Source organism: uncultured Pseudoflavonifractor sp. (genome assembly GCF_944387275.1).
Lineage (GTDB): Bacteria > Bacillota > Clostridia > Oscillospirales > Oscillospiraceae > Pseudoflavonifractor > Pseudoflavonifractor intestinihominis.
In genome coordinates this window covers 1-12,078 of record NZ_CALXEG010000063.1, presented here as the reverse complement: position 1 = coordinate 12,078, position 12,078 = coordinate 1, and the positions used below count along the sequence as shown (strand labels likewise).

Annotated in this window: 9 protein-coding genes; 1 reads left to right on the top strand and 8 read right to left on the bottom strand. The window is 67.3% G+C overall.

Going from position 1 to position 12,078, the window contains the following annotated elements; genetic code table 11:
* Positions 1–312 precede the first annotated feature (312 nt).
* The 3 genes from Q0K23_RS12240 to Q0K23_RS12230 are packed head-to-tail and all read right to left on the bottom strand — an operon-like array spanning position 313 to position 4,042.
* Positions 313–1,401: a GerAB/ArcD/ProY family transporter gene (locus tag Q0K23_RS12240; protein WP_294522723.1), complete on the bottom strand. Its 1,089-nt coding sequence runs from the start codon at positions 1,399–1,401 to the stop codon at positions 313–315.
* Between the two features lie 14 nt (positions 1,402–1,415).
* A complete protein-coding gene (locus tag Q0K23_RS12235; RefSeq protein ID WP_294522720.1) occupies positions 1,416–2,534 on the bottom strand; it encodes a Ger(x)C family spore germination C-terminal domain-containing protein in 1,119 nt (372 codons plus the stop codon).
* Entirely contained in the window at positions 2,531–4,042 is a 1,512-nt protein-coding gene (locus Q0K23_RS12230; protein ID WP_294522717.1) for a spore germination protein, read from the bottom strand. Before Q0K23_RS12230 ends, Q0K23_RS12235 begins: the two co-directional genes overlap by 4 nt.
* Positions 4,043–4,194: 152 nt before the next feature.
* Between Q0K23_RS12230 and Q0K23_RS12225 the strand changes: the two genes are divergently transcribed.
* The gene (locus Q0K23_RS12225) at positions 4,195–4,896 is read left to right on the top strand and encodes a F420-0--gamma-glutamyl ligase (RefSeq protein WP_294522714.1); all 702 of its coding nucleotides are present in this window, start codon (positions 4,195–4,197) and stop codon (positions 4,894–4,896) included.
* 46 nt (positions 4,897–4,942) lie between these two features.
* Here the strand turns inward: Q0K23_RS12225 and Q0K23_RS12220 are convergent, their stop codons facing one another.
* From Q0K23_RS12220 to Q0K23_RS12200, 5 genes are all read right to left on the bottom strand, one after another.
* A complete protein-coding gene (locus Q0K23_RS12220) occupies positions 4,943–7,636 on the bottom strand; it encodes a calcium-translocating P-type ATPase, PMCA-type (protein ID WP_294522711.1) in 2,694 nt (897 codons plus the stop codon).
* 144 nt (positions 7,637–7,780) lie between these two features.
* Positions 7,781–8,497 carry a response regulator gene (locus tag Q0K23_RS12215; RefSeq protein ID WP_294522708.1) on the bottom strand — a complete coding sequence of 239 codons (717 nt, stop codon included), beginning with the start codon at positions 8,495–8,497 and terminating at the stop codon, positions 7,781–7,783.
* Positions 8,498–8,527: 30 nt separating this feature from the next.
* Positions 8,528–8,872, bottom strand: coding sequence for a helix-turn-helix domain-containing protein (locus Q0K23_RS12210; protein WP_294522706.1), 345 nt, complete (start codon positions 8,870–8,872; stop codon positions 8,528–8,530).
* Positions 8,873–9,136: 264 nt separating this feature from the next.
* Positions 9,137–10,429, bottom strand: coding sequence for a peptidylprolyl isomerase (locus Q0K23_RS12205; protein WP_294522703.1), 1,293 nt, complete (start codon positions 10,427–10,429; stop codon positions 9,137–9,139).
* 106 nt (positions 10,430–10,535) lie between these two features.
* The coding region (locus Q0K23_RS12200) for a TRCF domain-containing protein (RefSeq protein ID WP_294522700.1) at positions 10,536–12,078 on the bottom strand (1,543 nt) is incomplete at its 5' end.

The following is a 12,078-nucleotide window of genomic DNA, read 5'->3' as shown; positions in this document are numbered from 1 at the left end:
AGCTCCATAAGTTCAAATCCAGAACTCTCATCCAGCCGCTCACCGCTCTCGCAGCGAACTTTTATATGATATCATGTCCGGCTCGGTTTGTCAAGAGGTTTTTCATTTTCTTTTTTCGAGCCGTCAGGCTGATTCAAAGAAAACTTTTGGCCTCTTCAAGGGGTGTTCCCCGCGAGCGCTTAGATAATATACCAGATAAAACACGGCTTGTCAACAGTTTTTCCGCTTTTTCTTTTCACTTTTTTCAATTTTCTCGTTTCCAACAATATCTGCCCACTGGGCAAGTGTTCGCACACTATATCTAGGTGCTTTTTACACCCTCTTTCCCCGTATTTTACGAACCGCCAACAGAAAAAGGGGCAGGCCCAGGCCAAAGGCCAGATTGCCGGCGGTAAGGGCCCCGTCGGCAAAGCGCTCCACGGCAAAGGCGTCGTGGAAGAGGAAGATGCTGCCCGCCAGCGCCACCGCCGTCACAGGCAGGGCGGCGGACTGGGCCCGCTTCAGGCCGAAGAGCACCTTGGACACGGCGCAGGCGGCCAGAACCAGCATGCCGATGAGCATCAGGTCGGAGAGGACCCACAGGGCCATGACCACAGACTCCACCCGCTGGAAGGCTCCCCGCACCCCGATCCCCTTGACCATGACAAAGAAGGGCTGCTCCACCCGGGAGATCAGGTCGGGGCCCAGGCAGCCCAGGGCCACCAGCAGCAGCACGGACAGCAGGAGGCACAGCCATGCCGTCCACCGGAGGGCCCTGGAGCGGTCCTTGTCCTCCCGCTTCAGGCAGCCCGCCAGAAAGGCCCCGGGGACGGCATACCCCAGCAGGGACAGTACGGGCACCACGGCGGCCCCTGCGGCGGGCAGATCCTCCAGCCAGATGGGAAGCAGGTTCTCCGGCTCCATGCGGAAGGCGGCCAGCAGCAGCACAACGCCCAGGGTGACGGCCAGGATGGCGTGGAACACCTCTCCGGCCCGGCCGAAGGCGGCCAGCTTGCCCCTGGCCATCCACAGGGCCACCGCCAGCAGCACAATCATATAGAAGAGGACCGGCCGGTTGCGGTAGCCGGTGATGAGGAAGCGCTGACCGCACATGCGCACGGTGACGCTGAGCTGGAGCAGACCCCACAGCAGGCACAGGGACAATACCAGCTTTCCCCCGGTCTTTCCCAGCACCAGGGGGCAGGCCTCGGCCAGACCGGTGCCCGGGGGGAAAGGGGCCAGCAGCTTGAACAGTACCCAGCACAGGGCCAGGGCAATGGGCAGGGCCAGCAGGGGCGCGAGCCACCCGGCCTCCCCTGCCGCCTGGGCCACGCCGCCGGGCAGCACCCGGATGGCGGGGGACAGCAGCGCGGCAAAGATGACGGAGAGCAGCTGGCGCATGGCGATGGGCGTCTCAGACAATGTGCTTCACCTCTTTATTTCACATCGTAGCCCCGCCGGATGCTGGCGGTGACCTCCACCCGGATGGGCAGGGTGGAAAAGGCCTCCCCCCACTGGTCCTGGAGGGCGGCCCAGCGCCAGGGGGCGGACATGCCCGCCTTGCGGCACAGGTCCAGACAGTCGGCATCCAGGGTCTGGAACAGGGTGAGGGCGGCCACGATCCGCTCCCGCTCCCGCTCGGCCAGGGCGTTCTCCAGAGCCCGCTGTTTCTCCGGGCTGTGCTCCAGGTCCAGCCCCTCCGGTCCCTGGGCCACGCTGGCGTCCACGGCGCACTTCACCGTCAGGCCGGTGAGGGCGCCGTTTTCAAAGGCAGGGCTGATTTTGGTCTGGGCCCCCACCACCCGCAGGGCCGCCGTGCCCCCCTCCGCGGGGCACTCCACCACGTCCGCCTCCACCCGGCCCAGCAGCAGGTTGACTCCCAGGGCCGCGTCGCCATCGGCAAAGCCGATGAGGGCGCTGTCCTTCAGCAGGGCATAGCCGTCGGCGGCCAGGTCGTAGTCCCCCTCCTCCCCCGTCAGGGTGAGGGCGGGGGCAAAGGTGGCGCCGCACCGGGCCGTGTCGGAGAGCAGCTCCCGCACGGTGCGGGGCATGGAGGCGGCCATCAGCCCGGCGTCCTCCGCCATGGACTCCAGCCGCTCGGAAGCTGAGGTGCCCGATTCTGACAGGGCGGCGATGGCGTCGGAGGCCTTCCCGCCCCGCACCACGTAGAACTCGGTGTCCAACCGCATCTCAATGTCCCGCTCCAGATAGCCCAGGGCCTCCTCCAGCCCGGCGGCGGCCAGCTCCTCCCCGGAGAGCAGCTGGCCCACGTGGCCGTAAAAGAGGTAGGCGCTGCCCAGGGACTGCATGGCCAGGCAGGCGGCGCTGACCGTGCCCGCGGTGTGGGAGTACACCAGGGCGGGCTGCTCGCCGCCGCTCTGCTCGGCGGAGGCGGCGGTGACCATCACCCCCTCCTCCGCCTTATCCACCCCCAGGGTGCGGATGAGGGCCATGTTCTCCAGCTCCCGCCCCTCGGGCAGCCAGCTCTGGCCGCCGCAGCCGGTGAGGGAGAGGCACAGTGCGGCCAGGGTCATTGCAGCAAAAGCCCGTCTCACGCCTGATTCCTCCTGTTTTTGGTGTGGAGCCCGGCCTGCCGCAGCTTGACCCAGGGCAGGGGCAGGCGGAGCACGCCGTCCAGCCCGGACTGGCCCCCGGCGGAGAAGGGGGTGAGATAGGCCACGCCGAAGCTCTCCAGCCGGGCCAGACGGAGGATAAGCACCGCCGCCCCCACCACCACGCCGAACAGCCCGGCCCAGCCCGCCAGCAGGGCCAGCAGGAAGCGCCACAGCCGCAGGGCGGCGGCGAACTCCTGGCTGGGCATGGTGTACCCGGCGATGCCGGCGGCGGCCACCACGATGAGCACCGCCGGGGAGACGATCTTGGCCTCCACGGCGGCGGTGCCCACCACCAGGCCGCCGATGATGGACACGGTCTGGCCGATGGAGGGGGGCAGCCGCAGTCCGGCCTCCTGGAGGATCTCAAAGGCCACCAGCATGAGGAGCACCTCGAACACGGTGGTGAAGGGCACGTCCCGCTTGGCGGCGATGATGGCCAGGGCCAGCCGGGTGGGGATCATCTCCTGGTGGAAGTTGACCATGGCGATATACACGGCGGGCAGCAGCAGGGTGCCGAAGATGCACAGGCACCGCAGCAGGGTGAGGACGCTGGCGGTCATCCAGTTGTTGGACTTGTCCTGAGGGGCCCGGAGGAACTCCCCCGCCGTGCCGGGGCAGAGGTAGCCCAGGGGCAGGCCCTCCACCAGAATGCCCACCCGCCCCTGGGCCAGCCCGGCGCAGAAGCGGTCGGGCCGCTCGGTGTAGAGCATCAGGGGGAAGGCGGTGGAGGTGTCGTCCACGATATACTCCTCCAGATTGCCGGTGGAGAGCAGGGCGTCGATGTCGATGGCGGCCACCCGCTCCTCCACCCGGCGTACCAGGTCCTGGTCGGCGATGTTGTCCAGCCACAGGATGTCCACCGGGGTGAGGGACTGCCGCCCCACGATCTTCTCCCTAATCTTCAGCTCCGGGGCCCGGAGGTGGCGGCGCACCAGGCTGGTGTTGCTGCGCAGGTTCTCCACAAAGGCGTCCCGGGCCCCCTTGATGGAGGGCTCGTTGTCCGGGGCGCTGACCCCCCGCTTGTCCTCGGTGGCCATATAAAAGGAGAGGACGGCGGGGGCGCCGGGGAAAAAGAGGATCAGGTTGCCGTTGATGAGGTCCAGGGCGGCCTGGTCGGCGGTGGTGCGCTGCTCCACCATTAAATTGTAGAGGGCGCCCCCGGCCATCTTCCGCCAGGCCTCCTCCGGCGGGGCTTCCCGCAGGGTGCTGTCCTGGGCCAGAGGGCGGAGAATGTACTCGCTGGCCCGCTCCAGCTTCACCATGCCCCCGATGTAGCACATGGTCACGTGCTTCTCCGGGTCCCCGGCCAGGTCGGCCTCCCGGACGGAAAAGTCCACGCAGTCGGCAAACGCCCGCCGCATGGTGTCCACGGTCAGAGGGCCGTCCACTCTGGGCTCCTGCCTGGGATGGGGCGGGATTCCGTCCGTCTGGGGTCCGAACAGCTTCATGGGTGGATTCCTCCTCTCCTGTCTCCCGTTCAGTATGTCCCCGGCGGCGGCGGATATGCGCGGCACGCGTTCTTTTTGTTGCCTTTTTGGTAAGGCGTGGGTATAATATGGGGGAAATCAAAATCGACATATAAAATGAGAGGCTTTTTACTATGGAATTTAAAGCGAACGAGGGCAAGAGCGTCACCATCCAGGCCATGGGCAAGACCTGGGCCCGCCACGCCATCCAGACCCATTTTGTCCAGGTGGGCGAGAGCTATCTGGACCTGATCGAAAAGTATGTGCTGCCCGTCTACCAGCCCGGGGACATCCTGTCCTCCAGCGAGAAGGTCATCGCCATGTGCCAGAAGCGGATCGTCACCGAGGACGAGGTGAAGCCCGGCTTCTGGGCCAAGGTCCTCAGCCGCTTTGTGCACCAGACCTCCGCCGGCCCCGGCATGGGCCTGCCGGTGAAGATGCAGTTCGCCATCAACATCTGCGGTCTGCCCAAGGTGCTCTGGGCCGCCTTCCGGGCCGCCATCGACAAGCTGCGTGGCATCCACGGCACCTTCTACGATATCCTGGGCACCGAGGTGTCCGGCCTGGACGGCTTCTACGGCCACGACATCCCCGAGTATGAGCACATGGGCGTCCGGGTGCCCGAAAATCCCAACGGCGTGTGCGACGAGGTTTTTGAGAAGACCGGCGTGGTGATGATGATCGTGGACGCCAACGACCTGAACGTGGAGCTGCTGGGCCGTTGCTCCCAGCTCAAGCAGTCCGACGAGGAGCTGCTGGACCTGATCCGGGACAACCCCGCCGGTCAGGACCGCCAGCTCACCCCCTTCATCCTGATCCGGGAAGTGAAGGCGTAATTCCATATGCACAGCGGGCCCGCGGCAGACGCCGCGGGCCCGTTTTTTATGCCTTCCCCCTGGGGGGAAGGTGGCTGGCCGCAGGCCAGACGGATGAGGGGTGTTCCTCCCCGGCCTCGTGCCTCTTTCTCCAGCGGCCCAGGGCCTTGGTCAGCTCGCACACAACCAGCGGTGCAGCGGCCAGTCCCAGGACGGCCCCCCACTGCGCCCCGCTGAGGGGTACGGTGGAGAACACGGCCTGGAGGGGCGGCAGGCACAGCACGGCCATCTGCATGGCCATGCCCACCAGGAAGGCCCTGTTCATGGCCTTATTGGAGAACAGGCCGATGCGCAGCAGGCTCTCCTCCTCGCTGCGCACGTCGAAGGCGTGGAAGAGCTGGCAGATGGTCAGGGTGGCAAAGGCCATGGTGTTGGCGGCGGCGGCGGGGTCGGCCGGGCCGGGCAGGACGTACTGCCCCAGGAAGAAGGCGCACAGGGTGAGCAGGCCCACCATGCACCCCTGCCAGCACAGCCGCCAGGCAAATCCCCCGGCGAAGAGCTTCTCCCCCGCGTCCCTGGGCCTGTGCTCCATCACGTTCTTCTCCACCGGCTCCACCCCCAGGGCCAGGGCGGGCAGGGAGTCGGTGACCAGGTTGAGCCACAGCAGCTGCACCGGCACCAGGGGCATCTGGCGGAAATCCAGGGCGGTGGCCAGGAAGATGGTGAGCATCTCGCCGATATTGCAGGAGAGCAGGTAGTGGATGGCCTTCTTGATGTTGGCGTAGATGCCCCTCCCCTGCTCCACCGCCGAGACGATGGTGGCGAAGTTGTCGTCGGTGAGGATCATGTCGCTGGCGCCCTTGGCCACGTCGGTGCCCGCCACGCCCATGGCGCAGCCGATGTCGGCGGCCTTGAGGGCGGGGGCGTCGTTGACGCCGTCGCCGGTCATGGCCACTACCTTGCCCCTGGCCTTCCAGGCCTTCACGATGCGCATCTTGTGCTCCGGGGACACCCGGGCGTAGACGGCGAATTTCTCCACCTCCTGCTCCAGCATTTCCTGGGGCATGAAGTCCAGGTCGGCGCCGGTGATGGCCAGGTCCCCGGGCCGGAAGATGTCCAGCTCCCTGGCCACGGCCACGGCGGTGAGCTTGTGGTCGCCGGTGATCATCACCGGCCGGATGCCCGCGGCGTGGCACTGCTCCACCGCCTCCTTCACCTCGGGCCGGGGCGGGTCCATCATGCCCACCAGCCCGGCAAAGGTCAGGTCTTGCTCTAGGGTGGCGCTGTCCAGGGCGCGGGGCAGCATCTCCAGGTCCTTGTAGGCCACCCCCAGCACCCGCAGGGCCCGGGCGGCCATGTCGGCGTTGCGGGCGGAGATGTCCCGGCGGAGGCCGTCGGTGAGGGGCGCGCCGCCGGGCAGGCGGCGGCACAGGGACAGCAGCACGTCGGGGGCCCCCTTGACGCACACCTGGAACCCCCCGTCGGGCCGGCGGTGGACGGTGCTCATCCGCTTGCGGTCGGAGTCAAAGGGCACCTCGCCCCGGCGGGGCCAGTCCTTTTCCAGGTCGTCCTTGTCCAGGCCCTCTTTCAAAGCGGCCTCCACCACGGCGGCCTCGGTGGGGTCCCCCACCGCCCGGCGGCGGCCCTTGTCCCGGGCCAGGGCGGCGTCGGAGCACAGGCTGCCCACGGTGAGGACAGTCGCCCGGTCCCCGCCCCGGGGCGTCCACACCTGGGTGACGGTCATCCTGTTCTGGGTGAGGGTGCCCGTCTTGTCCGAGCAGATGACCCCGGCGCAGCCCAGGGTCTCCACGGCGGGCAGCTTCTTGACGATGGCGCCCCGCTTTGCCATCCGCTGTACCCCCAGGGCCAGCACGATGGTGACGATGGCGGGCAGGCCCTCGGGGATGGCGGCCACCGCCAGGGCCACGGCGGTGAGGAACATGTCCAGAATGCCCTTGTGGAGCAGCATCCCCACCCCGAAGAGCACGCCGCACACGCACAGGCAGGCAAAAGACAGGGTTTTTGATATCTCCGCCATCTTCCGCTGGAGGGGGGTCTCCCCCTCCCCGCTGTCCAGGATCATGCCGGCGATGCGGCCCACCTCGGTGTCCATGCCGGTGGCGGTGACCACCGCCTTTGCCCTGCCGTTGGTGATGACGGTGGAGGACAGGAGCATGTTGTGCCGGTCCCCCAGGGGCAGGTTTTCCGCCAGGCCGTCGGCGGGGGCCTTGCCGCTGGGCAGGGACTCGCCGGTCATGGCGCTCTCGTCGGCCTTGAGCCCGGCGCTGTCCAGGATGCGGGCGTCGGCGGGCACCATGTCCCCCGCCTCTACCAGAATGATGTCCCCGGGCACCAGCCTGGCCGCCTCCACCCGGCGCTGGACCCCGTCCCGCACCACCCGGGCCATGGGGGCGGACATGTTCCGCAGGGCCTCCAGGGCCTTCTCGGCGCTGTTCTCCTGGGCGATGGAGATGCAGGCGTTGACCAGCACGATGACCAGGATGATCACCGCGTCCACCCAGTCCTCCCCGCCCCCGGCCCACAGGGACAGCCCCGCCGCCCCCAGCAGCACCAATATCATGGGGTCCTTCAGCTGGGCCAGGAACCGCACCGGCAGCCCGGGCCGCTTCCGCTCCTCCAGCACGTTGGGGCCATACCGCCCCAGCCTGTCCTCCGCCTCCGTCCCGGTCAGGCCCCTGTCCCGGCTGGTGTCCAGCTCTGAGAGGACCTGGGCGGCGGTTTTGCTGTGCCATGCGCTCATACACGTCTCCCCTTTTCTTCTCCTGCGCATTGGGCCCGTCCGCCTTTGGGGTGTGGGGACAGGCCTCTGCTTCAATCTATGCGGGGAAACGCCGCGTATGACAAAAAGAGGGCCCGGAGACATCTCTCCAGGCCCTCAGGCGCTCTATCGCTCTTTTTCCGCCAGCTCCTCCGCCGCCCGGCGGAGAAAGGTGCTGTTGTCCGGGGGCTTTGCGCCGTCCGCCGGGCCGAAGACCCGGACATAGTAGGGGCTGGCCCCGGCATGCATGCCCCGGATGACGGTGCGCAGGTTCTTCTCCACGCAGGCGGCGGTGGTGCGGAAGGCCTCCGCCGTGGACAGGTAGATCTCCTTCATCCGCATGGCCCTGCCGCAGCCCGACACCAGCTCCAGGGCGTAGGCGAGCTGGCCGTAGCCCTCCAGGCGGCTGTCCGCCCCCAGCCGCAGCAGCAGGAAATCGGCGGGGCCGCTGTCCTCCGGGTGCTCCCCGTCGGGAAACAGGGCGCTGATGCGCCGGGCCAGCTGGTGCAGGTCCACCGGCTTGACCAGGTAGTAGTCCGCCCCCAGGCGGCAGCTGTGCTGCACGTAGGCGTCGGCGCTCACGCCGGAGAGGATGATCACGCGGGGCTTCCCCCCGCCGGGCAGGCCGCCCAGGCCCTCCAGAAACCCGATGCCGTCCAGGCCGGGCATGATGAGATCCAGCAGCACCAGGTCGGGCCGCAGGCGGGCGGTCAGCTCCAGCCCCTGCCACCCGTCCCCCGCCTCGCCGCACAGCTCCAGGCCGGGGGTATTGTTCACAAAGGCGGCCAGCAGCGCCCGGGCGGACGGGTTGTCGTCCACAAGCAGTATGCGAATGCCCTTCACGCGGTTCTCCTCCTCCCGCCGCGGCGGTCCTTATTCCGGCCTGCCCGCCTCCAGCATGGCCAGCATGGTGCCCAGCATCTCGGCCGCCATGTCCCGCATGGCGGGGGTCAGGGAGGCCAGATGCTCGGCGATGCCCACCCAGGCCGCGTCGGCGTCGGTGCGGCCGTAGAGCAGGTAGTCTGCGGTGACGTTGAGGGCCCGGGCCAGATTGGCGATGTTCATCCCCGTCATGCCCTTCTTCCCCCGCTCCACCGAAGAGAGGAACTGGGGCGTGATGCCCGCCTGCTCCGCCACGTCCTCCGCCCGGCGGTCCCCGCGGGCCAGGCGGCACCGCCGGCCGAACTCCTGGTTGAAGCGCTCCTTCTCGTCATACATGGGATGTTCCTCCACTTTTTCATCTATTGTTCATTTATCCTGAAACAATGGAGTTTGTGAACAAACCATAGCTTCTTATTCATGAAACAACAGATTCCAAAGTACCGTGGGGCCTGTGACGGGAAAATTTCATCTGCCGGCGCTGCCGGGGATGTAAAAAAACGCGGAGGCCTGCTGGCAGGAGCAGGTCTCCGCGCAATGTGTCAGGCAGCGGGCGCTGACAGGTGGAAAATACTGCGACGTATGGTATGGCCGCGCCGGGGCTCAGCCCTCGGCGGCAGGGCTGGCAGAGGGCTCCGCGGTGGCGGCGCCTTCGCTCTCGCCCTCAGCGGCGCTGTTGGCGGCGTCCAGCTGCTCCCGGTAGGCGGCCAGGCGCTCATAGTAGTCCTTGGGGTCGATGGAGGCAAAGGTGTCGTTGGTCTGGATGTCCGCCTCGTCCATCCAGGTGGTCATCTGCTCGTTCATCTGGTTGCTGATGTTGGTGCTCTGCTCCTCGGCCCAGGCCTCACGGGCCATCTCGGTGTCCACGGGCAGGCGGAGCAGGATGTGGTAGCCGTAGTCGGTCTCCACGATGCCGCTGAGCTCGTGCTCCTTCAGGGCCTTGGCGGCGTCCTCGAACTCCTGGACCATCTCGCCGTCGCCGAACAGGTAGCCGTCGGGGGCGCCCAGGGTGCCGTCGGCGTAGCGGCCGTCCTCGGACAGCTCGTTCATCAGCTGGTCAAACAGGTTCTCCATGTCGTCGCTGGCCTGGAGCTGGGCCAGGGTGTCCTCGGCCTTCTGCTTGGCGGCGGCGATCTCCTCGTCGGAGAGGGGGTTGCCCGAGTCGTCCACGGTCTTGAACAGGATGTGCTTGACCTGCATCTTGCCGTTGTCGGCCGCCCACTGGGCCAGCTCCTCGGCGGTGAGGGAGGCGGCGTCCTGGGCGGGGAACAGCTGGTTCTGCAGGTCCACATAGAGGAAGTTGGAGGCGGTATACATGCTCCGCAGGCCGGCCTCGGTGCGGTTGACCTGCTTCAGGGCCAGCTCAAAGGCGTCCTGACCGCCGCTGGTCTCCACGGCGTCGGCCAGCTGCTGATCCAGCTCGGCCTCCTCCTCGTCGGTGAGGGTGATGTTGCGCGCGGCGCACTGGTTGCGGATGACCTGGTTGAAGGCGGCCAGGTCACGGGCGTTGTTGATGAGGTACTCGGTGACGGTGCCGCTGCCGGTGTCCATGTCCCAGTCGATGGCGGCAGGGTCGCCGAACTGGTAGTAGCCCACGTACTCGGTGGCGTAGCCCAGCCAGTAGAGGTACTCCTCGGCGTTGACCTCGGCGCCGTCCACGGTCATGACGGTGGTGTCGCCGGGGATGCCCAGCAGGGCCATGGTCACGTCGGGGGTCTCCAGGTCAAAGTCGCCGAACTGGGCGGCAGAGGGGCTCTCGGACGGGGTGGCGCTCACCGAGGGGGAGGGGGACACGCTGGAACTGGGGTCGGCAGGGGTCTCGGCGCAGCCGGCCAGGGCGCCAATCAGAAGGGCGCCGAAAAGCGCCGCGCCCAGGATTCTCTTGGTAGCTTTCATTCTTATCCTCCTTATAATGGGGAAACTTTTATTATCATAGCACCAGCAGGCCAAAACAGCAACGAAAATTTTGTGAACGATTCCCCCCGGTCGCAGAAATCCGCGCCTATGCCTCCGGCGGGGTGCCGGTCTCCTCCTGGGGGGCGGCGGTGGCGGCGTACTCCTCCACCAGCTTCCGGCCCAGCTTGAGGGGGTCGTCCCCCTTTTTCAGGCGCAGGGAGAGGTAGGGCTTCTCCCCGGCGGAGAAGAGCAGGCGGCTGCGGTACTTGTCCAGGGCGCACAGGGCGGACACCCGCCGCAGGTCGGCCCCGTCCAGGTAGAAGAGCAGGCTCAGGCCCTTCTGGGAGATCTCCGTAATGCCGCAGGCGGCCGCGTCGGCCCGCATCAGGGCCACGGCGATCAGGTTGTTCACCGGCCGGGGCGGGTCGCCGTACCGGTCGATGAGCTCGTCGGTCAGGTCGTCGGCGTCCTCCTCGCTGCGGATGGCGGCGATGCGGCGGTACAGGTCCATCCGCTGCTCGGGGGAGGGCACGTACCGGTCGGGGATGGAGGCGGCCACGGACAGGTCGGCGGAGCACTCGGCGGGGATCTGGGCCTTCTCCCCCCGCTCCTCCAGCACGGCCTCCTCCAGCAGCTTCAGGTACAGGTCATAGCCCACGCTCATGAGGAAGCCGGACTGCTCGGGGCCCAGCACGTTGCCCGCGCCTCTGATCTCCAGGTCCCGCATGGCGATCTTGAAGCCGGAGCCGAACTCGGCGAACTCCCGGATGGCCCCCAGCCGCTTGGAGGCCACCTCGCTGAGCACCTTGCCCCGGCGGAAGGTGAGGTAGGCGTAGGCCCGGCGGCTGGACCGGCCCACACGGCCCCGGATCTGGTGGAGCTGGGCCAGGCCCATCTTGTCCGCGTCCTCGATGATGAGGGTGTTGGCGTTGGCGATGTCGATGCCCGTCTCGATAATGGTGGTGCACACCAGCACGTCCACCTCCCCCTCGCTCATGCGGGTCATCACGTCGTTGAGCTCCTCCTGGCTCATCTTGCCGTGGGCCACGGCCACGGTCACGTCCTCCCCCAGCATCTCCCGGATACGGGCTGCGGTGCGGGTGATGGTGTCCACCCGGTTGTGGAGATAGTAGACCTGGCCGCCACGCTCCAGCTCCCGGCGCATGGCGTCGGAGAGCACGCCCCAGTCGTGTTCCAGCACATAGGTCTGCACCGGCTGGCGGTCGGAGGGGGGCTCCTCCAGGGTGGACATGTCCCGGATGCCCGAGAGGGCCATGTTGAGGGTGCGGGGGATGGGAGTGGCGGACAGAGTGAGCACGTCCACCTGGCGGGACATCTCCTTGAGCTTCTCCTTGTGGGCCACGCCGAAGCGCTGCTCCTCGTCGATGACCAGCAGTCCCAGGTCCTTGAACTTCACGTCCTTCTGGAATAGCCGGTGGGTGCCGATGAGCAGGTCGATCTGCCCCGCCTCCACCCGGCGGAGGGTCTCCTTCATCTGGGCGGGGGTGCGAAAGCGGCTCACCACGTCGATCTCCACCGGGTACTTGGCAAAGCGCTGCTTGGCGGACAGGAAGTGCTGCCGGGCCAGCACGGTGGTGGGCACCAGGATGGCGGCCTGCTTGCCGTCCAGCACGCACTTCATGATGGCC

Coding starts and splice junctions, on each gene's coding strand:
- Q0K23_RS12210 (WP_294522706.1), bottom strand. CDS start 8,872: ATGTATGACGAGAAGGAGCGCTTCAACCAGGAGTTCGGCCGGCGGTGC.
- Q0K23_RS12230 (WP_294522717.1), bottom strand. CDS start 4,042: ATGAAGCTGTTCGGACCCCAGACGGACGGAATCCCGCCCCATCCCAGG.
- Q0K23_RS12205 (WP_294522703.1), bottom strand. CDS start 10,429: ATGAAAGCTACCAAGAGAATCCTGGGCGCGGCGCTTTTCGGCGCCCTT.
- Q0K23_RS12225 (WP_294522714.1), top strand. CDS start 4,195: ATGGAATTTAAAGCGAACGAGGGCAAGAGCGTCACCATCCAGGCCATG.
- Q0K23_RS12220 (WP_294522711.1), bottom strand. CDS start 7,636: ATGAGCGCATGGCACAGCAAAACCGCCGCCCAGGTCCTCTCAGAGCTG.